This is a genomic window from Ensifer sp. B1-9, from assembly GCF_050474445.1.
Classification (GTDB): Bacteria; Pseudomonadota; Alphaproteobacteria; order Rhizobiales; family Rhizobiaceae; genus Ensifer.
This window is the reverse complement of record NZ_JBCHVG010000014.1, coordinates 209,938-229,564: the sequence shown is the minus strand read 5'-3', so window position 1 is coordinate 229,564 and position 19,627 is coordinate 209,938. Positions and strand designations below refer to the sequence as shown.

The 19,627-nt window shown below is 58.4% G+C and carries 21 protein-coding genes; 15 read left to right on the top strand and 6 right to left on the bottom strand.

All coding sequences use genetic code 11. The features are described from left to right. Nucleotides 1–91 precede the first annotated feature (91 nt). Both ACQ5BM_RS26075 and ACQ5BM_RS26070 read left to right on the top strand, forming a co-directional pair. Entirely contained in the window at nt 92–919 is an 828-nt protein-coding gene (locus ACQ5BM_RS26075) for a PaaX family transcriptional regulator (RefSeq protein ID WP_429817619.1), read from the top strand. Continuing rightward, entirely contained in the window at nt 916–1,653 is a 738-nt protein-coding gene (locus ACQ5BM_RS26070; RefSeq protein ID WP_429817617.1) for a MoaF N-terminal domain-containing protein, read from the top strand. Before ACQ5BM_RS26075 ends, ACQ5BM_RS26070 begins: the two co-directional genes overlap by 4 nt. Here the strand turns inward: ACQ5BM_RS26070 and ACQ5BM_RS26065 are convergent. Further along, the gene (locus ACQ5BM_RS26065; RefSeq protein ID WP_429817615.1) at nt 1,643–1,798 is read right to left on the bottom strand and encodes a hypothetical protein; all 156 of its coding nucleotides are present in this window, start codon (nt 1,796–1,798) and stop codon (nt 1,643–1,645) included. The genes ACQ5BM_RS26070 and ACQ5BM_RS26065 overlap by 11 nt on opposite strands. A 67-nt stretch (nt 1,799–1,865) precedes the next feature. Then, the gene (locus ACQ5BM_RS26060) at nt 1,866–2,753 is read right to left on the bottom strand and encodes a helix-turn-helix transcriptional regulator (RefSeq protein WP_429817613.1); all 888 of its coding nucleotides are present in this window, start codon (nt 2,751–2,753) and stop codon (nt 1,866–1,868) included. A gap of 219 nt (nt 2,754–2,972) precedes the next feature. Between ACQ5BM_RS26060 and ACQ5BM_RS26055 the strand changes: the two genes are divergently transcribed. The 11 genes from ACQ5BM_RS26055 to istA all read left to right on the top strand — a co-directional run bounded on the left by ACQ5BM_RS26055 (nt 2,973) and on the right by istA (nt 14,745). Then, complete coding sequence (locus ACQ5BM_RS26055) at nt 2,973–4,484, top strand: aldehyde dehydrogenase (protein ID WP_429817611.1); 1,512 nt, start codon at nt 2,973–2,975, stop codon at nt 4,482–4,484. Between the two features lie 39 nt (nt 4,485–4,523). Then, nucleotides 4,524–5,816, top strand: coding sequence for an ABC transporter substrate-binding protein (locus tag ACQ5BM_RS26050; RefSeq protein WP_429817609.1), 1,293 nt, complete (start codon nt 4,524–4,526; stop codon nt 5,814–5,816). Between the two features lie 8 nt (nt 5,817–5,824). Beyond that, the gene (locus ACQ5BM_RS26045; RefSeq protein WP_429817607.1) at nt 5,825–6,577 is read left to right on the top strand and encodes an ABC transporter ATP-binding protein; all 753 of its coding nucleotides are present in this window, start codon (nt 5,825–5,827) and stop codon (nt 6,575–6,577) included. Beyond that, complete coding sequence (locus ACQ5BM_RS26040; protein ID WP_429817605.1) at nt 6,574–7,299, top strand: ABC transporter ATP-binding protein; 726 nt, start codon at nt 6,574–6,576, stop codon at nt 7,297–7,299. Before ACQ5BM_RS26045 ends, ACQ5BM_RS26040 begins: the two co-directional genes overlap by 4 nt. 1 nt (nt 7,300) lies before the next feature. Next, on the top strand, nt 7,301–8,197 hold the full coding sequence (locus ACQ5BM_RS26035) for a branched-chain amino acid ABC transporter permease (RefSeq protein ID WP_429817603.1): 897 nt from the start codon (nt 7,301–7,303) through the stop codon (nt 8,195–8,197). Next, nucleotides 8,194–9,234 (top strand): branched-chain amino acid ABC transporter permease, encoded by a 1,041-nt coding sequence (locus ACQ5BM_RS26030; RefSeq protein WP_429817601.1) that lies wholly within the window; start codon nt 8,194–8,196, stop codon nt 9,232–9,234. Before ACQ5BM_RS26035 ends, ACQ5BM_RS26030 begins: the two co-directional genes overlap by 4 nt. After that, nucleotides 9,235–10,020 carry a coniferyl-alcohol dehydrogenase gene (locus ACQ5BM_RS26025; RefSeq protein WP_429817599.1) on the top strand — a complete coding sequence of 262 codons (786 nt, stop codon included), beginning with the start codon at nt 9,235–9,237 and terminating at the stop codon, nt 10,018–10,020. It begins immediately after the preceding gene. Nucleotides 10,021–10,036: 16 nt separating this feature from the next. Then, nucleotides 10,037–11,485: an aldehyde dehydrogenase gene (locus ACQ5BM_RS26020; protein ID WP_429817597.1), complete on the top strand. Its 1,449-nt coding sequence runs from the start codon at nt 10,037–10,039 to the stop codon at nt 11,483–11,485. Between the two features lie 602 nt (nt 11,486–12,087). Continuing rightward, nucleotides 12,088–13,566 (top strand): APC family permease, encoded by a 1,479-nt coding sequence (locus ACQ5BM_RS26015; RefSeq protein ID WP_429817596.1) that lies wholly within the window; start codon nt 12,088–12,090, stop codon nt 13,564–13,566. Beyond that, nucleotides 13,563–13,778 (top strand): hypothetical protein, encoded by a 216-nt coding sequence (locus ACQ5BM_RS26010; protein WP_429817594.1) that lies wholly within the window; start codon nt 13,563–13,565, stop codon nt 13,776–13,778. Before ACQ5BM_RS26015 ends, ACQ5BM_RS26010 begins: the two co-directional genes overlap by 4 nt. 175 nt (nt 13,779–13,953) lie before the next feature. After that, nucleotides 13,954–14,745 carry an IS21 family transposase gene (istA, locus tag ACQ5BM_RS26005; RefSeq protein WP_429817592.1) on the top strand — a complete coding sequence of 264 codons (792 nt, stop codon included), beginning with the start codon at nt 13,954–13,956 and terminating at the stop codon, nt 14,743–14,745. Here istA and ACQ5BM_RS26000 read toward each other — a convergent pair. The 4 genes from ACQ5BM_RS26000 to ACQ5BM_RS25985 all read right to left on the bottom strand — a co-directional run bounded on the left by ACQ5BM_RS26000 (nt 14,707) and on the right by ACQ5BM_RS25985 (nt 17,967). Continuing rightward, on the bottom strand, nt 14,707–16,791 hold the full coding sequence (locus tag ACQ5BM_RS26000; protein WP_429817590.1) for a recombinase family protein: 2,085 nt from the start codon (nt 16,789–16,791) through the stop codon (nt 14,707–14,709). The genes istA and ACQ5BM_RS26000 overlap by 39 nt on opposite strands. Then, nucleotides 16,781–17,050 (bottom strand): hypothetical protein, encoded by a 270-nt coding sequence (locus tag ACQ5BM_RS25995; protein ID WP_101792481.1) that lies wholly within the window; start codon nt 17,048–17,050, stop codon nt 16,781–16,783. The genes ACQ5BM_RS26000 and ACQ5BM_RS25995 overlap by 11 nt, the downstream gene beginning before the upstream one ends. A 22-nt stretch (nt 17,051–17,072) precedes the next feature. Then, nucleotides 17,073–17,522 carry a helix-turn-helix domain-containing protein gene (locus ACQ5BM_RS25990; protein WP_018210163.1) on the bottom strand — a complete coding sequence of 150 codons (450 nt, stop codon included), beginning with the start codon at nt 17,520–17,522 and terminating at the stop codon, nt 17,073–17,075. Nucleotides 17,523–17,703: 181 nt separating this feature from the next. Beyond that, nucleotides 17,704–17,967 (bottom strand): DUF5372 family protein, encoded by a 264-nt coding sequence (locus ACQ5BM_RS25985; RefSeq protein WP_429817658.1) that lies wholly within the window; start codon nt 17,965–17,967, stop codon nt 17,704–17,706. A gap of 65 nt (nt 17,968–18,032) precedes the next feature. On the opposite strand from ACQ5BM_RS25985, the gene ACQ5BM_RS25980 reads away from it, so the two are divergent. Continuing rightward, nucleotides 18,033–18,779, top strand: a complete 747-nt coding sequence (locus ACQ5BM_RS25980) for a Mu transposase domain-containing protein (RefSeq protein WP_429817587.1) — start codon at nt 18,033–18,035, stop codon at nt 18,777–18,779. A 14-nt stretch (nt 18,780–18,793) separates the two neighbouring features. Then, entirely contained in the window at nt 18,794–19,537 is a 744-nt protein-coding gene (istB, locus tag ACQ5BM_RS25975) for an IS21-like element helper ATPase IstB (RefSeq protein WP_429817585.1), read from the top strand. The last annotated feature ends 90 nt before the right edge of the window (nt 19,538–19,627 follow it).

The window sequence follows — 19,627 nt, the reverse complement described above, 5'->3', positions numbered from 1 at the left end:
GTGCGTGGTATCCAGGGAATGCGCGTCGCTCCCTGGAGTGGAACGCGGCAATATCAACCCTGGCGATCGCCATCGTGAATGAGCAACGGTAGTGCTACGCGATACATCGACATCCAAGCCCCAACGTCTCCTAATAACAGTCCTCGGCGATCACGCGAGGATGGGAGCGATTGCTAGTTCAGCGTTGCAACGCGTCATGAGGGAGTTCGATATTGCGGGTGATACCGTCCGGACGACCCTAAGCAGGCTTGTTGCGAAAGGGGTACTTCGTCGTGACAAGAAGGGGAGGGAAACCTTCTATAGCCTGACTCCAATCGGTACCGCATTGATGAAGGAAGGCGCGGAGCGCATCCACGAATTCGCCGCGCCCAGAGAGTGGGACCGCAAGTGGACGGCGGTGGTCTTCTCTGTCGCCGAGAGCGAACGCGAAAAGCGGCATGTGCTGCGCGCGGAGCTGCGGGCACTCGGCTTCACTCCGTTCTTCGACGGGATTTGGCTTGCCGCATTTGCGACGCCGGAACAGGCGGAATCCGCCGTCGAGGCGGCGGAGGTGAAGAACGTCATGGTTATGCGGGGGGAAGTGCTGCCAATAGGGGGCGGCGTCGAAGCCGTTGTGGCGACCTGGGAGCTCGAACCGCTTCGGCTCGAGTACCAAAGTTTCATCGAAAAGTTTGAACCATTCCGACAGCGGCTGAACGCTGGCCTGGTCTCACCTGCTGAAGCGCTGATCGTGTCCACGGAGCTTACCGACGACTGGCGGGTATTCCCCAGAATCGACCCAGAGCTTCCACTCGAGTTTCTACCAAAAGATTGGCCTCGAACCACGGCCAGAAAGCTCTTTGTCGACTGCTTGGCGAAGTCCAAACCTATGGCGGACATTCGCTATGCAGATCTACTAGGAGAGGCCGGCCGACTTTGAGCGATTTTTGGTGGCACTTCGTCGGTCGCGATTCTACAAGCCTGCGAGGCGCTGGAATCCAGTCGGCCGAACTCGAAGGTCACGACTTCATCTGCCGCTTCCAAGGCGTACCCCGAAACGTCTATCATCATTTCGATAGCGGTCGGCTCATATGGAGCGCTGATTACGCAGAAAACATTCAAGGTTCACACACTTATCGATGCTACACACTAGAGGACGATCTGTTTCTGCTCGACTTCCGAAAGAACCCGAATGGCGTGCCCGAGCGGAACCTGTTTTTCTTGCAGTTGCAAGCCCGAGCAGGGCTGTTGGTCTGCATCCGGCAGTCGCCGAAATCGGCGCGCATCAAGTTGATCCTTCAGCGCGCTTCTCTTGCAGAAATATTCACCAGTGAGGCGTTGACTGCCTTTCCGCCTACCGAAAAGCTAGCGGGTCGCACAATCACGTCAGCTTTCGATGACAGCTCACATATCGATTTCAGATCGGACGGCAAGCTGGTCTGTAATGTGCCAGTAGCCCGCGACATGAAGAAGGTGACTGCCGAATACCTCGCATTTGCCTGTTCCGATCGGACTTCTGTTGCTGCATTTTGCCAACGAAACGCTGCGGCCGCTGGCGTTTTTATATGCTCGCAAGACTTTCGAACAGCTGTGGGACTGGTTGACGTCCAGAGCGACCGTAAATGGAAAAGTGGGGCCAACGGTGTTGGTTGGCCTCCACCTTTCAGTGGCTGAGAACTTGCCGTTCTCGGTTTTCCACAGACTTCGCTGGAATGGTTTCAATCGTGTCCCAATGTTCATCGATCTTGCCATTTTCCACGCGGAAGAGGTGGTGGGAGGAGGTTGGCTTGCCGCCGAAAGTACCCTCGCTGATGTTCATCACAAGTCGCCCTTTCGTGCTTCATGGTGCTTCCGGCGTCACGGCAAGGGACACCTAGGAACTCAGTTCACGGCCAGTCATGGTATTCGGTGGAACCGATCAACTCGGCTCCGTTTAGGCCCGTCTGGAACATCTCTCGGTATTGTGCTGGCGAGACGCCCGAGCGACGCTTGAAGAAGTGGCTGAAAGCGGCGGGATCGCGAAAGCCAAGGATATCGGAGATTTCTCGCACGCTGTTTCCGGAGCGTTCCAGGCGCAGTCGGGCGTCTTGTGTCAGGCGTTCGTGCACCAACTCCATCGGAGTGCGCTCCAAATTACGCTTGCAGATATCGTGGAGGCGATCCGGTTTGATCCCCAACTGCTCCGAGTAGTATGCGATTGATCGGTGACGACGGTATTCAGTTTCAACAAGCAGTCTGAATCTCTGCAGAACCGTGCCGCCATCATGAACGCGCTGGGCGTCTTGCGCACCTGTTAGCCTCCAGGCGGTGAGCAGAATCAGGCGAAGATGGGCGTTCAACGCCATCAATGATGCTTGGTGTTCGTTGTGGCGTTCCGCGGCGAAGCTTTGAAAATACGTCTCAAGCGCACTGCCGTCCCGATCCTTTAGATCCGCGAGTTTTACACGGTTCTCCGTGAACACCTTTAAGGCGGACGTTTCTGGATAGTTTCCCAATGCGTCCGCCATCATCTCGATGGAAACGCCGACAAGGTAGGTTCTGGTACCCGCGGGCGAGGTCAGGCGCGCAGGTTCGGACGGTGGCAGAAGTACAAAGGCCGACCCCGATAGTTCCAGCGCGTCGTCCGCTATCCATAGTTTCGCGTTTCCCGCCGTGGAATATATCAGGTGGTAAAGCCAGCGCTCCTGCGACCTGCCAATCGATATAGTTCGCTCAGCGAGGGCTGGTTCAAACAGTTCCGCCTTGGCGACGTTTTCAATTAACCCGGGCACCATTTTCTATACCAAGTGTCAAAATTTCACAACTACATCCCATTATTTAACAAACGACGGATGAGCAAGGTTGACGCGATAGCGGGCACCAGGGGATTCAAGAGCTCTCCGGCCAACGGATATAAGAATGAATTTCCCATAATATCACAAGCGATACCCAGATCCCCACATTCCTTTTCAGCTTGAAGCGCCTAGTCTTTTTGATGAGGGAGGAGTGGAAAGATGGAAACATCTAGCCAGGCAAATTTTACTGGGCATTCACGGAGCGTCGTCGACGATGAGCCGAGGCACATCGACCTATTGATAGGTGGAAAGCGGTCCGCATCCCGTTCGGGACAAACCTTTCCACGGATCAGCCCACTCCGCTACACCACCGTCACTATTGCCGCAGCGGCCACGCCCGAAGACGCAATTCGTGCCGCTAACGCGGCGGCATCAGCCTTTCCGGAGTGGTCCACATCGTCTCCCGCTCTCCGTCGTTCGATCCTGCAGCGTGCAGCCGGAATCCTGTTGGACAGGAAGCAGGATTTTATCGACTCCATGATGCTTGAGATTGGAGCTACCGCACTGTGGAGCGACTTCAACGTCGAGCTTGCGGCTAAGATTCTTCTCGAGGCTTCCGCGATGACGACGCAGGTGAGCGGCGCAATCATTCCATCTGATCGCGAGGGCGTATCATCATTCGCCGTGCGGCAACCCGCTGGAGTGTGCTGTGCGATCGCGCCGTGGAACGCACCAGTTTTGTTGGGAGTTCGATCGATTGCAACCGCCTTGGCGTGCGGAAACACAGTCGTCATGAAGACTTCAGAACTCTGCCCAGCCACCCATAGTATGCTGGGCGAGGTTCTGGCACAGGCAGGTTTGCCGCCCGGCGTGCTGAACATCATCTCCAATGCGCCAACGGATGCATCGGCGATTGTCGAAACGTTAATCGCACATCCAGCCGTCCGCCGAGTCAACTTTACGGGCTCGACGAGAGTTGGAAAGATTATTGCGCAGGTGGCTGCGAAGTTCTTGAAGCGTTGCCTTCTGGAACTTGGTGGAAAGGCGGCGTTCGTAGTTCTTGACGATGCGGACCTCGACGAGGCTGCGGATGCCGCCGCATTCGGCGCTTTTTTCAATCAGGGTCAGATCTGCATGTCGACCGAACGCGTCATCGTTATGGATGCTGTCGCGGCTGCATTCGTGGCGAGGCTGGTCGCCAAGGCAGATGCTCTACGGGCAGGCGATCCTTTGCGTCATGCCCATCCGCTTGGTTCGCTTGTTACGGCAGAGTCCGCTCGGAGGGTAAAGAGCCTGATCGAGGATGCGCGATCAAAGGGAGGTGCGGTCCTCACTGGCGGCGAAGCCCGAGATGCATTTTTGGACGCAACCGTCGTCGATCACGTGACCCGTTCCATGCGGCTGTATCACGAGGAAAGTTTCGGTCCAGTCGCAGCAGTCATTCGAGTTGGCTCGATCGAGGAAGCTATAACGGTTGCCAACGACTGCGAGTACGGGCTTTCGGCGTCCGTGTTCGGCAAGGACGTCCGAAGGGCAATGGACGTGGCCATGAGGATAGAGTCCGGCATCTGTCACGTGAATTCCGCGACAATCGCCGATGAACCGCAGGCGCCATTCGGAGGCGTAAAGGCGAGCGGCTACGGGAAGTTTGGCGGCCCGGCGGCCTTAGACGAGTTCACTGAGCTTCGATGGATAACGACGTCGAGCGGGAAGATCGACTACCCGATCTGATTCCCCAGATAGAGCGCATTTCTCAAGGGAGGAGAAGGCATGGAGAAGAACTGCATTGGTGGGCTAACCCGCCGAACGTTTATGGTCACCACAGGTGCTGCGGCAGCGGCTTTGACGTTTATGCGCCCAGCGCTGGCCGCAGATACCTTGAAGGTGGGATTCATCAGCCCGAGAACTGGTCCGCTTGCCGGATTCGGGGAAACCGACGGCTACGTTCTTGAGCTCGTACGCAAGGCCATCGCAGACGGTATCGAAATCGGCGGCAAGAAATATGCCGTTGAGATCATCGACCAAGACACTCAGTCAGACCCATCGCGCGCGGGCCAGCTCGCCAAAGACCTAATCAACAACCAGGCCGTCGACCTGATGCTCGTTATTTCGACACCTGAAACCATCAATCCGGTAGCAGATGCGTGCGAGGCCGCTGGCGTGCCATGCCTTTCGACCGTCATGCCGTGGGAAGCCTGGTACTTTGGCCGGGGGGCGAAGCCAGGCGAACCATCGCCGTTCAAGTGGACTTACCACTTCGGCTTTGGCGTTGGGGAATTCCACAAAACGTATGTGTCGCAGTGGAACCTTCTCGATACCAATAAGAAGGTTGGGGTCATGTACCCCAACGATGCAGATGGAAACGCTATCCGAGCCAACCTCGCGCCCCTTCTGAAAAAGGATGGCTTCACGATCGTCGATCCCGGTGCGTACGAAACTGGCACCACTGACTTCTCCAGCCAGATCGCGCTGTTCAAACAGGAAGGTGTCGAGATTATCAATACCTTCCCGATTCCGCCGGATTTCGCAACATTCTGGCGCCAAGCGGCTCAGCAAGGGCTGCATCGTCAAGTGAAGATTGTCCAGGTCGCCAAGACGGGGCTGTTCCCGTCCACAATTGAAGCCCTAGGACCTTTGGGTGTGAACATCGGAAGCGCGGCCTATTGGCACAAGGACTTTCCTTACAAGTCGTCCGTCACCGGGGTCAGCGGACACGAGCTTGCGGACGGCTATGAAGCTGCCTCAGGCAAGCAATGGACACAACAGCTGGGTGCGACGCTTTCCTTGCTCGATGCCGGATTTGAGGTCTTGAAAAAATCGGCCGATCCCAAAAGCAAGGATGAAGTCGTCAAGGCGCTGGCGGCGCTCAACGCGGTCACGATCGCCGGCAAGGTGGACTTCACTTCCGGGCCTGTACCCAACGTGTCGCCCGGGCCGATTATCGGCACGCAGTGGATCAAGGCTCCTGATGGCTCTCGCTTCCAGTATGACTACGTCGTGACTGAAAATGCGACGGATCCAAACGTGCCGGTCGCCGCCAAGCTATTGCCCTATAGCGGATAGGCTTTCTCATGTTGTTGACAGAACAGAGTGGAACCGGCGAAAGCCGGTTCTCCAGCCGCGGGCTTTCCAAGCGTTTTGGTGCTCTTCCGGTTCTGGAAGATCTCGATTTCGCAATGGGAATACATGACGCAGTCGGAATTGTTGGACCGAATGGGGCTGGAAAAACCACGTTTCTTGCGACGCTTGCAGGCGCATATGCGCCCAGCGCCGGAACAATTAACTTTGCTGGGAGAGACGTGACGCGGCTTTCCGCTGCCGATCGATGCCGCATGGGGCTTGTTCGAACCCATCAGGTGCCAAAGCCATTCTCCGGTATGACGACCTTCGAGAATGTCTTTGTCGCTGCAACCCATGCCGGCGGAAAGGGCAGGGATGAGGCCTATATCGAGGTGATCGACTCCCTCAGGCTGTGCGGCATGCTCCATGTTGCCAACAGGCGAGCGGAGACACTCGGGCTTCTCGATCGCAAAAGACTTGAACTCGCGCGCGCCGTGGCGACGTCGCCGAAAGTCATTCTTCTCGACGAAATCGGCGGTGGGCTGACGGACTCGGAGGCTCAGGAGCTTGTTCTGACCATCCAGGAACTTCGGCGACGGGGGATTGGCATCGTCTGGATCGAACACATTGTCCACGTCCTCCTTCAGGTCGTTGAGAGGCTGATCTGCATGGACGCGGGCAAGATCATCGCAGATGGTGAGCCCAATGCGGTGATGGCTGACCCCCAAGTTGTAAAGGCTTACCTTGGAGGAGGTCCGAAATGAGCGCGCTCTCGGCAGAGAACCTCAGTGTCCGCCATGGGCTCCTGGAAGCGGTCCGAGGAATGACATTCTCGATTAGCAAGGGTGAAACGCTTGCGCTCGTAGGAGCAAATGGTGCGGGCAAGACTACCCTGCTCAGGGCGCTGGCGGGCGCACACCCAGCCGCAACCGGGCGGATCGCGCTGGACGGGCAAGATGTTACCGGGCTTTCGGTGCACCAGCGCGTACGGCGCGGCATCGCGCTTGTACCCGAGGGGCGGCGAATGTTCACCTCGATGACCGTGGCGGAGAACCTGAAGCTGGGCGCAATGGCGGCACGACCGGGCGATTGGTCCATTGATCGCGTTATCGAGATCTTCCCAAATCTGAAGAAGAGACTTGATCACAAGACTGGACATCTCTCAGGTGGGGAGCAGCAGGCGACGGCCATTGGACGCGCACTGATGAGCAATCCCGATGTTCTTCTCTTGGACGAGGTATCGCTCGGCCTGTCGCCCCTGGTCGTGGACCGCGTCTACGAGTCCCTCAGTGGTCTCATTCGCTCGGGAACAACCATCATCCTAGTCGAGCAAGATCTCGCGCGGGCGATGAGCGTCGCTGATCGCGTGATTTGCATGCTGGAGGGACGGGCCGTTCTCGAGGGAAGCGCAAAGGAGTTGTCACGAGAGCAGGTGACCGACGCCTATTTCGGTCTCCATCGCGCAAACAGCGGGAAGGCACACTGAAATGCTAAATCAGATCCTTCAGGGAGTGCTGCTCGGCGGATACTACGCGCTGATCGCTTGCGGTCTCTCATTCATGTTTTCGGTCATGCGGATCATCAATCTCGCCCACGGCAGCCTCGCGATCGCGGCCGCCTATTTGATTTTCGTATTGTCCGAGCGGTCACAATTGCCGTTGTGGCTTTGTCTGGTGCTGGCGGTCGCCGCGATGAGCATCTGTGGGTGGCTCTTGCACCGCCTTGTGCTGGAACGGAGTTCCCGCGGCGGACAGCTCCTACCGATTCTCTCCACCTTCGGATTGTCGATGGTCATCGACAACGCATTGTTTGAGCAGTTTGGTGCGGATACCCGTTCACTCGCCAATGCGATTGGTGATCTTTCCTGGGACAGCTGGGAACTTCCAGGTGGCATCTTCGTCGGCAAGCTTCCCGTGTTCATCTTCGTCACTGCAGTCGTACTCCTCAGTGCGTTGCAGATCATGTTGTCGCGGACCGCACTGGGGCGGGCGATCCGAGCAACTGCAGAAGACCCTGACACGGCAGGTCTCGTTGGTATCGATGCCCGTCGCGTCAACGCCATGGCTGCCGCCATTGCACTCTCGACGGTAACGATCGCAGGCATGTTCCTGGCGATGCGTGCGACATTCGAGCCTTACTCCGGTTCGCAGCAGCTGCTCTTTGCCTTCGAGGCAACGATCATCGGAGGCGTCGGATCGTTATGGGGCACACTTGCCGGGGGTGTCATCCTGGGTATCGCTCAAAGCTTAGGCGCTTCCCTGCATCCGTTAGGCTTCCTGATTGCCGGGCATGTGGTCTTCCTCGTGATCCTTCTGGCGCGCCTATTCCTGCCCAAGCTTGCCTCATTGCCCGCCAGAATCGTAAAGCGCGGAGTACCAGCATGACAAACCTCACATCGATGGAAATGCCAGGGCCTGGTATCGCGGATGTCCATCGTTGGACACGTGCCTCACGGATGGCAGCTTGGACGTCAGTCGTAGGCATTGCTTTCCTCGCCTTGGTTCCGACCTTTGCTAGTACTGGCCTTGTCGATCGTCTCACGGCGTTGTTCGTCTACGTCATTCTGGCCGCAATGTGGAATGCTCTGGCTGGGTATGGCGGGCTGGTCTCCGTCGGACAGCAGATGTTCTTTGGACTGGGGGCCTATTTCACCGTCCGTATCGCCGACGCTGGTGCTGATCCATTCGTTGCCACGCTTCTTGCGGCTGTCGCGGTATCACTCGTTTCCTATCCGCTCTCGCTAGTCATGCTGAGGCTGAAGGGCGGAGAGTTCGCGATTGCAATGTGGGTTGTCTCCGCGCTGACCCATCTGCTCGTCAACCTGGACGGATTGATCCAAGGGGAGACAGGTACCTCGCTCATTTCGTTGAACGCCTACGCGGCGGGCACACGTCAAATCTGGATTTACGGTCTGGCGTTGGCGGCGATGACGCTGCTTCTTGTCGGACTGTTCGCTTTGCTTAGGAGCAGGGTCGGATCAGCGATCCAGGCAATTCGCGATAATGAAGACGCTGCGGCGGCCCTTGGTGTCGATGTCGTCGCGACCAAACGTCTTCTCTTCATACTGGCCGCGTTCGGAACGGGAATTGCCGGAGCGCTGTGGCTAGCAAGTGCCACCAGCTTTCAACCGAAGACATACTTCTCGGTTCAGTGGACCGCCTACATGATCTTCATGGTCTTGGTAGGAGGGCTCGGTCGCTTTGAGGGCGCGATCCTCGGTGCCGTGATCTTCTTTGTAATCGAGACAGTCTTTGGCGCGATGGGTGTCTGGTACCTCATCGGTTTGGGGCTCGTCGCCTTGTTGTTCTCACTATTTCTACCGCGCGGACTTTGGGGTGCGGTCGAGGAAAGGCTCGGCCTTTCACTGATGCCTGTCGGTTACAGGCTCGTGGTCAATTCAGAAAATAGAATGGAGCGATAAATGTTGTATGGAAAGACTGTCGCCATCACCGGAGTGTCGGCTGGCATCGGTGCTAGAACCGCGGAAGTAGCAACCTCGCTGGGCGCGGACGTTATCGGTATCGACCTCAATAAACCACCCGTGCCGATGGCGAATTTCATCCAGGGTGACCTGTCCAGTGCGAATGGCGTTGAAGAGGTCGCCCGTCGTCTGCCGAAGCGATTTGACGCATTACTGAATGTAGCGGGGATTTCTGGAAAGGTTGGCGTTGAAGCCACCTTGGCAATCAACTTCTACGGCTTGCGCGCCTTGACTGAAGCGTGTGCGACGAAAATCCGCGAAGGCGGATCGGTTGTGAACGTCGCCTCAATCGCCGGATATGGATGGAGGGGCAATCTCGCGCGGGCCAAGGCCTTGGTCGGTGAGTCAGGCTTTCCGGACATCAGTGCAGTGGTCGCCAAGCACGGCATCCCGAATGAAATCGGTTATCCGCTGTCCAAGGAGCTCCTCCTCTTGTGGACGCAGATGGCTGCACACCAACCGCTTTTCAAGGATCGGAGTGTTCGCGTGAATGCCGTGAGCCCCGGTCCGGTCGAAACCCAGATCCTGAAGGAATTCCGCTCCGTACTCGGTGACGAAAAGGTGAATTCAGACATTAGTCGGGTCGGCCGCGCGGGAACCGCTTCTGACATCGCGCCGGTGATCCTCTTCATGGCGTCAGATGGGGCGCGGTGGATCAACGGGGCGAACATCTCGAATGACGGAGGCCTTGAAGCCTCCATCAATGCCGAGGTGCTCGGCTTCTAAGCAAAGGGAAAACAAAATGTTGGAACTTCAACAGATCATCGGCGGCAAGTTCGTGCCTGCGATTTCGGGCAAGACATTTGATCGCATCGATCCGTTCACGGCCAAGATCGCCAGTCGTGCACCCGCATCCGGACTGGAAGACGTAATGGCGGCAGTTGCGGCCGCGGCCGAAGCCTTTCCTGCGTGGTCGAAGACCGGCCCCGTGCAGCGCCGCGGATTGCTTTTGAAAGCAGCCGACATCCTTGCCTCGAAGGCGGATGAGTTTGCAAAAATCATGATCGAGGAAACTGGTGGAACGGCGCCGTGGGCGGGTTTCAACACGATGCTCGCGGCAGGCATTCTTCGCGAGGCGGCCAGCATGACGACGCAAATCCAGGGTGAGATCATCCCCTCCGACAAGCCTGGAACGCTGTCGATGGCAACCCGCCAGGCCGCGGGGGTATGCCTTGGAATTGCCCCGTGGAACGCGCCTATCATTCTCGGCACCCGCGCTATCGCGATGGCACTGGCTTGCGGCAATACGGTGATCCTTAAGGCCTCCGAAGCTTGCCCCGGTATCCATCTTCTCATTGGCCGGTCCTTGGTCGAAGCGGGGTTGCCCGATGGCGTCGTGAATGTCATCACCAACGCACCAGAAGATGCCGCAAAGATCGTCGAAGCGCTCATTGCCGCGCCAGAGGTCCGTCGTGTGAACTTCACCGGTTCGACCAAGGTGGGTCGCATCATCGGTGAACTCTGCGGCCGCCATCTGAAGCCAGCGCTGCTGGAACTCGGTGGCAAGGCTCCGATGATCGTGCTCGAGGATGCTGACATTGATGCAGCGGTTAACGGCGCGATCTTCGGCGCGTTTGCGAACATGGGGCAGATCTGCATGTCCACAGAACGCATCATCGTTGATGAGAAGATTGCCGACGAGTTCGTGTCCAAACTCGCTGCCCGCGCCAGTAAGTTGCCTGCCGGAGATCCACGAGGTCATGTCGTGCTCGGCTCGCTAGTTACCCCCGAAGCTGCCAGGAAGATGGAAGAGTTTGTCGCCGACGCCGTAGGGAAAGGTGCGAAGCTGGTCGCTGGTGGTAACCGCAACGGCTCGGTCGTCGACGCAACGCTGCTCGATCACGTGACCCCGGGCATGCGGACCTTCGTAGAGGAGTCGTTCGGACCGGTGAAACCGATCGTTCGTGTAAAGGACGAAGGCGAAGCTATCCGCATCGCCAACGAAACAGAGTACGGCCTTTCTTCCTCGATCTATAGTCGCGATGTCCAGCGTGCGATGGCAGTCGCAGCCCAGATCCAGACGGGCATTTGCCACATCAACGGACCAACCGTGCATGACGAGGCCCAGATGCCGTTCGGCGGCGTCAAGAACTCCGGGTACGGTCGCTTTGGCGGCAAGGCTGCGATCAACGAGTTCACCGATCTTCGTTGGATCACGATCGAAGATCCACACCAGCACTACCCATTCTAAGCAGATGGGCCGGGGGACATTCCTCCGGCCCTTGCATTCCAACATGGCACTTCTGTATCGGCGCGTCGCCTGCAGACCACGGGGCAGGTCGATCCGATTTCGCTTGCGACGCGGTTCGCTTCTCGGAAGCTATGCCTAAGCAGTCTCTCCGCGTTCCCCGTCCTTGAAACCGACAAATGGGCGGTGCGCGATCGGCAGACTGTCTGCCATGGATGACGATTGCTTTGTGCTGCCCTGGTCTCAGGGCGGGGAAGGCGGCGTTCTGTTCCCTCGAGCGTCGACCGCCACCGCAATCGGTTGGAAATACGACAAAGCCTTCATGGTCTGATCGAGCCGATGCCGATCAGCGTGGACTTTTCTCCTAATCAGAGCGGATCTCCAAGTCGTCATTGGACAGTATGCAATGACGCCCAATACATGTACAAAGATGTTGCGATCGAAAAATGTGCGTCATATATTGCCGCGGCAAGTGAGGCGCAAACTCACGCAAACTGAGGGGACAATCGTGAAACGACCAAATGACGCGGGGCTGCATGCCCCAGCGCGCGATATCTTGCGCGCAAAATCTTATGCATGGCTCGCACTCTCGATGGAGTGGTGCCATGACTGAACAGAAGCAGCATTTGCGTGCAAACGCGATTAGCCTTCCTGGACTTGTGTTTTTCGTCGTCGCGGCGGTGGGACCGATCGGTGCCGTTATGGGTGCTACGCCACTCGTTTTCATGCAAAACGGGAGCGGGGCATCCGGCCTGTATCTGTTGGCGGCGCTTCTCTTTGCGGTATTCTCGAGTGGCTACGTGGCCATGAGCCGATATGTCGGCACGGCAGGTGGTTTTGCCACCTACATTGCGCGCGGGTTTTCATACAAGGCAGGCGGGGCGGCGGCCTATCTCACGCTTTCAATGTACGTCATGGCACTGGCAGCAATTTATGGCGTCTTTTCCGTGTTCGCCGCACAGGCAGTCCAGCAATATGCCGGGATAGAGATTCCGTGGCAGCTGTTCGTAGCGGTAACGCTGCCGCTCATGGGATTCCTCTCGTATTCGCGCGTCGAGCTATCTACCCGCATTCTCGGCATCCTGCTGCTAGCGGAAGTCTTCGTCATCCTAGTGCTGGATTTTGCCATCATCATTCAAGGCGGAAGCTCCGGCACCGCGCACCTGGATTTCAGCGGCTTTGCCCCGCAGCAGATCTTCAGCGGTGGTGTCGGACTGGCTTATCTGTTCGCTCTCGCGTCATTTGGCGGATTCGAAGCCACCGTCGTCTTTAGCGAGGAGACAAAAGATCCGAAGCGGACAATTCCTGCTGCTACCTATTGGGCCGTTGCGCTAATCGGCGGGTTCTACGCGTTTACGACCTGGGCCATCGCCAACGGCGTCGGAACCGAGCAAATCAAGGAAGCGGCAACCACTGATCCGACGGGTTTCATTCTGAAATTGAGCGATACCTACGTGGGAACCGCCTGGAGCCACGTCATTAGCATTCTGGCCGTCACAAGTTTTGTGGGTGTTCTGCTCGGTTTTACGAACATTCTGAGCCGATACATATTCTCCATGTCGCGTGTCGGCCTTCTTCCGTCCTTCATGTCGTACACTCACTCGAGGCACCAGTCGCCGCATCGTGGGACGGTGATCGGATCAATTGTCGTTGCATTGATCGTCGCATGTTTCATTGCTGCGGGGGCCGATCCGTTTACCACGCTCTATACGTACCTCTTGGCACTAGGGACGGTCGCTCTTCTGTCCATTCTGGCGGCCGCCTCACTCGCCTGCGTCTTCTTCTTTCGGAAGGATGCGCGCGGTGAAAGTCGGTGGAGTACGACGATTGCTCCCTTGATCGCATTCGCTGGCTTCTGCGTCGCGACGGTGCTGGCCGTATCGAACTTCGGCTTTCTGGTCGGTAGCGAGGAGGGGTGGCCCCTCTGGCTATGGCTTCTGCTGCCGCTCTTTGCGTTGGCTGGATACATCGTCGCAACCATTCGCGGCGCCAGCAAGGTCGACTTCAAGGTCGCCGAGAACCTCACTGATCCTAGCACTCAAGAAGTTGATGTGAAGCTATACAATGGAGGAGAAGTAGCATGACAAATAAGCCGAATGTCATTGGTCTCGGCAATCTGAATCCGGAGAAATTCGATCCGTTGGTTATTGGTGGCGAGCGTCACGGAGTGGTCCATTTCATTCGTGATGACCAAAGGAATGGTCGGGTGAATAGAGCCGCTATTTGGAAGTTGGAAGCAGATCAGCTTCCATATGAATCGCCGTATCCATTTATGAATGCGGATTCCAGGGATTAACCGGACGGGATTCCGATCAAAGTCCGGACAGCGTTCCGATCTGAAGCCGGACAGCATTCCGATCAATTACCGGACGGTTTTTCCGTCCTGACGATGCCTTTGGGTCAGCAACCTTGGCATGAAGCTCCTCTGTATCCACGAGGGGAATTTCATGCCGTCAAAGAGAAGGCTGACCATGCGACACATACGACAGATGCTGCGGCTCTCTGCTGGCGGGACAAGCGTACGCGAGATTGCGGTGGTGCTCGGGATTGCCCGAAGTACGGTTCAAGATAATCTCGATCGGGCCAAGGCCGCCGGGTTGAGCTGGCCTTTGCCGGGAGAACTGACAGACGATGCTCTGGAGCATCGGCTTTTCATCCGCGCCGGCGTCAAACAGGGCCAACGGCGACGCCACGAACCAAACTGGGCGGAGCTTGCCATCGAGCTGAAGAAGCCCGGCGTGACGCTGTTGATCCTCTGGGAGGAATATCGCGGCGCATACCCCGACGGCTACGGCTACAGCCGTTTCTGCGAGCTGTTCCGTGGTTTCGAGCAGCGTCTTTCGCCGACAATGCGCCAGGAGCATGCGGCCGGCGACAAGGTCTTCGTCGACTATTCCGGCAAGCGGGTGCCGATCGTCGATCGCAAGACTGGCGAGATCCGCGAGGCGGAGTTGTTCCTCGGTGTGCTCGGCGCGTCGAGCCACACCTTCGCCGAGGCCACCTGGACCCAGACCTTGCCGGACTGGGTCGGCTCACACGTGCGCATGTTCGCCTTTTTCGGCGGTGTGCCCCGCCTGGTCGTGCCCGACAATCTGAAGTCCGGCGTCAGCCGCGCCAGCTTTTACGATCCCGAGATCAACCGCAGTTACGGCATGATGGCGTCTCACTATGGTGTCGGCGTTCTGCCGGCGCGGCCGCGGCGTCCGAAGGACAAGGAGCAGACATCACGATGCACCTTGTTGGATTTGTTGAGCGTCAATTAACCGGGGTTCGCGGCTACCATAGCGGCCGCCGACGCCTTTTGCGAGTCTGACGTTGCCCGGTGGCTCATACAGGTAGCGGTGGTTGGTAGCGTAGCGATGGCGCTTGAGAACACCATTGCGTCCGAGTTGGTGTACGGTTGTGGCGCTTACGCCAAATCGGCGAGCCACTTCTTCTCCAGTTAGCATGCCGCTCTCGCGCAACCGTTCGAACCGGGTCTTCAGCCCATAGGCACGACGAACGAGCATAACTTTCTTCAAGGTAAAAGCCTCACCGCGCCAGTTACGATGCCCGAGTGCGTTGAGACGACTGGCAATCTGCTGATCGTTGTCGGTCTCCAGCAGTTCGTTGATCAGTGCCACAACCGCTTCCGGGGTCTTGCGGATCACGGCCATGGGCTGGGGACGAGCTACTGCCAGGCTTTGCGTGCGACCTCCGCGCCAGCGTATGTGCATGTTGATCTTCTCGTCGACCAGCAGTGTCACGTCTTCGATGAGGAGACCAAGCATGCGTTTACGCTCGACCGGGCTCGTGCGCTCGTTGTTCCAGATGCGCGGAAAATCTGCGGCCAGCGCCCGGATCCGTTCCTGCATAGCGCCGTCCAGCAATGACTGGTCTGTCTCGTTCTGACGCTCATGTTCGCGCTGAAGCGTATCGAGGTCGCGAAGCTTGCCATTCCAGTCCGCTTCGAGTGCGTCGGCAACCAAGCGGTTGTCGGGATCGACCTTCAGATAGCGGCGGCGTGCGAGTTCAGCCTCATACCGGGCGCGCTGTAACTGCTTGTCGCGCAGCGAGGCAGCTTGCTCGACCCGTTGCGAGATCTCCTCCTGCACCGCAAGTGCGACCTCTATCGCCGTGGGTGCCATTGCTTCGAGCAGCAACGCGCTGATCGCTTCATCGATCGCTGGTCCTCTTGCCCATTGGCAAGCCTTGCCCGCGTGGCGCACGACGGCCTCGTTGCAGATGTAATAGGGACGAAGCTTGCCCTCGAACTGTTCATAATGGACCCGCATGCGAGCGCCGCAACGACCGCATAGAACTCTTCCTTGCAATAAGCCGTTGCCTTGGCGAGGCATACGACCCCGCAGGCCCGGAGAAAAACCGACTGCATTTTGTTCGAGACTTGTTTGATTGCGCTCGAACTCGTCCCACGAGATGTAGCCTTCATGGGCCTGAGGAATGAGCACCTGCCAGTCGGACCTCGGCATCTTCTGCTGTACGCACTTAAGCTTGGCATTGTAGACCGTGCGTGTGCGTCCGTATGCGAAAGCACCAGCGTATCGTGGATTGTGCAAAATCTGGATCACGCGAGAATGGTCGATCTGGCTCCACAGCACGTCGCCCTTGCCGATGCCGCGACGGATACGACGGGGAAACAGGATCTTCTCGCTGCGCAGGCGACGCACGACCGCACAGGCTGAGCCCACCTCCCGGAAGGTATCGAACAGCATGCGCACCGTGTCCTGGATCTGGCGATCCGGATCGAGCACCACGCGCATATCAGGCGTGTAGACCAGTCCGATCGGCAACGGCAACTCGAGCTCGCCACGACGCGCCTTGTTGAGAATGCCGCCTTGCAGGCGAGACTTCAGGATGTGCAGTTCGGCCTCGCTCATCGTGCCCTTCAGGCCGAGCAGCATACGATCGTTGAACGACGCCGCGTCGTAAACGCCATCTTCGTCCATGATGAGCGTGCGGGACATGGCGGCCAGTTCCAGAAGGCGATGCCAGTCAGCATTGTTACGAGCCAGGCGAGACACTTCCAGCCCCAGCACGATCCCTGCGTGCCCCATCGCGACCTCGCTCACCAAGCGCTGAAATCCATCGCGGTCCTGCGACTGTGCGCCGGAAAGGCCGAGGTCGTTGTCGATGACGTGGACGCGCTCAATCGGCCAACCCAGAGCCACCGCGCGGTCCCGTAATGCATATTGTCGCTTCGTGCTCTCGGTGTTCTCGAACACCTGACGAAGGGAGGATTGGCGAACGTAGAGAAATGCATCGCGCCGCAGGTGATCGGCGCTAATCTTCATGGCATTATCAGTAGACATGGCTTCCTCCTGTCTCTGCTGCCAGCACCATATTGGCGAGCATGTGCACGAGCTGGCGATCGTGCGCGACCAGTGAAGTTGTCTTGAGCCGAGGGGTCGACTGCTGTCGCGCTATCGCGGATTGATGGGGTGCGATCAGCACTGCCAGGCCGCGCCACAGTCCGTGAAAGACGATGGCGCCCATGCGCCTCGCGCAAGCCGTGCCGCAAATAACATCGGCGCGGAGCGCTTCGTAAACATCCTTGCCGCTCTCCGACATGGCGATTGCGTGCGTCGGCTCTTCATCGTTTTTTTTTACGCGCCACCGCGCGTTCAATGCTGCGCGGATGGACGCTGATGCCCAGTCTCGCATGCACCAGGTCCGCCAGAGAACGGGCCTGCAGTTGGCCGTTCGCATCGAGGTGCTCCTCGACGAGACGCATGACCTCGCCAGTAAGCTTGTGGGCTGACTTCGGCCCGCGGGTGCGCGGCAAGAGGCCAGACATGCCATCGCGCTCGAACGCGGCCTCCGCTTGATAGTAGGTCTGCCGCGACAACCCGAAAAGCGCGGCCGCGTCCGCTTTGTTGGTGCCGTCTTCGCGGGCGTGCCGAAGCATCTCATACTTCACTTGCACGAGATCGAGCGGATCAAAGAAACCTGCTTCCCGGAACCAGGGGGCGCGGACGCCCTCGGGCTTGGGGTTCAGAGCGCCCATCTGGCGCAGGCGATCGGGCTTGCTTTCTTTGGTCACGGGAGCCTCCTTGTGTAATCTAAATTATGCCGCATACAGATCACACGTCAATTAAATTCTATCTCTATTATCATTGATATCCCAGTCCTCACAGGCGAAATGCCCTTGATTGATGGCCGTTCGCATCGCGCGCGCGGCATAATTAGCCTTACATTCGCGGCGTAATTTACTTGACGCCTCTTCACTCTTCCTGACGGCTCTTAATGCGATCAATCAATGACGCCAGCGCCGACAGATCGTCTGGGCGGGAGAAGGACCGACCCGCAGCAACCTGACTGAACAGGTCAGCCTCATTGACATCGGTCCACGAGGCCGGCAGCGAACGCAACCGTCCCTGAACGTCGTAGAACATGACGCGGTCTTCGCCCCAGTTCTGTTTGCGTGTCGACAGCACGAAGCGCTGGCCGCGCCACGGATGGAACGGGTGTGTGACCTCGAACTCTATGCGCGCTTGAGTGTCAGTACGAACTGCAGTCCGGGACTTGAAAGAAGGCCAAGGTCGAGAACGGTGTGCGCTTCGCCCAGAGCTGCATTCTCGGTCGCTTGCGCAAGCAGACTTTCTTCTCGCTCGCCGAGGCCAATGCCGCGATCACCGAGGTGCTGGAGCGCATCAACAATCATGTCATGCGCCGGTTGGGTGTCAGCCGCCGGCATCTCTTCGAGACGGTCGAACGCGCGGCGCTCGCAAGCTTGCCCGCCGAGGAGTACGAGTTCGCTGAATGGCGCTTTGCGCGGGTCTCGACGGACTACCATGCCGAGTTCAAGACCTTCTTCTATTCCGTCCCGCACGCGCTCATTCGCCAGCAGGTCGATATCCGGGCGACCGCGCGGATGATCGAGATCTTCCACCGCGGCAAACGCGTCGCGGTCCATCAGCGCCGCTATGGCGGGCCGCGCTATGGAACAGACCCTGCGCACATGCCGAGCTCCCACCGCCGATACGCCGAATGGACGCCGGAGCGATTCCGGCGCTGGGGCGCCTCCATCGGTCCGCAGACCGAAGGGTTGATCGTCGCCATTCTCGCCAGCCGGCCACATCCCGAGCAGGGCTTCAGAACCTGCCTCGGCATCCTGCGCCTCTATCGCGACCTCGGCCGCGAGCGCGCCGAGGCCGTTTCGGCACGGGCCGTCGAGATCGGCGGCCTGACCTGCAAGACGATTGCCTCGCTCATCGCCACCCACAAGGCCACCAGACCCACCGAACCCGCCGCCGTCATGGAACACGCCAATCTGCGTGGCCCCGGCTACTTTCATTGAGGAGACACCAATCGATGCTGACCAATCCGACCATCGACATGCTGCGCGAACTCGGCCTGACAGGCATGGCCAGTGCCTATCAGGAACTCGAGGCGCAAACGGAAGCGAGACACCTCGAGCATGGCGAATGGCTTGCACTGCTGCTCGAACGCGAAGCGACCACACGCCGCCAGAAGCGATTCGAGGCGAGAGCCCGCGCCGCAAAGCTGCGCCATGACGCCCAGATCGAGAACGCTGACTTCCGTGCCGCCCGCGGCCTGGACCGCAATCTCTTCATGAAGCTCGCCGGCTGCGACTGGATCTCTCAGCGCCATAGCCTGCTGTTGATCGGACCCGCCGGCGTCGGAAAGAGCTGGCTTGCCTGCGCGCTCGGAAACAAGGCATGCCGCGAGGACTTCTCCGTCGCCTATCACCGACTTCCAAGGCTGTTCGCCACCCTTGCGCTCTCGCGCGGCGACGGCCGATATTCCAAGGTGCTCAAGGCGCTCGCCAGAACCGACCTGCTCATCCTGGACGACTGGGGTCCGGAAAAGCTCAACGACGAGCAGCGTCGTGATCTCCTGGAAATCGTCGAGGACCGATACGAAAGGCGATCGACCATCGTCACCAGTCAGGTGCCCGTCGATCACTGGTACGACATGATCGGCAATCCAACCATCGCCGATGCGATCCTCGACCGCCTCGTGCACAACGCCTACCGCATCGAACTTTCCGGCGAGAGCTTGCGAAAGCAGCGTCAAACACCATCCGCCGCTTGACCGCGCGACAATCACGAGCCATTCAAAACAACGACCCAGAGGCACACCGACTGTCCGGCTTCAAATCGGAACCGTGTCCGGCACGACATC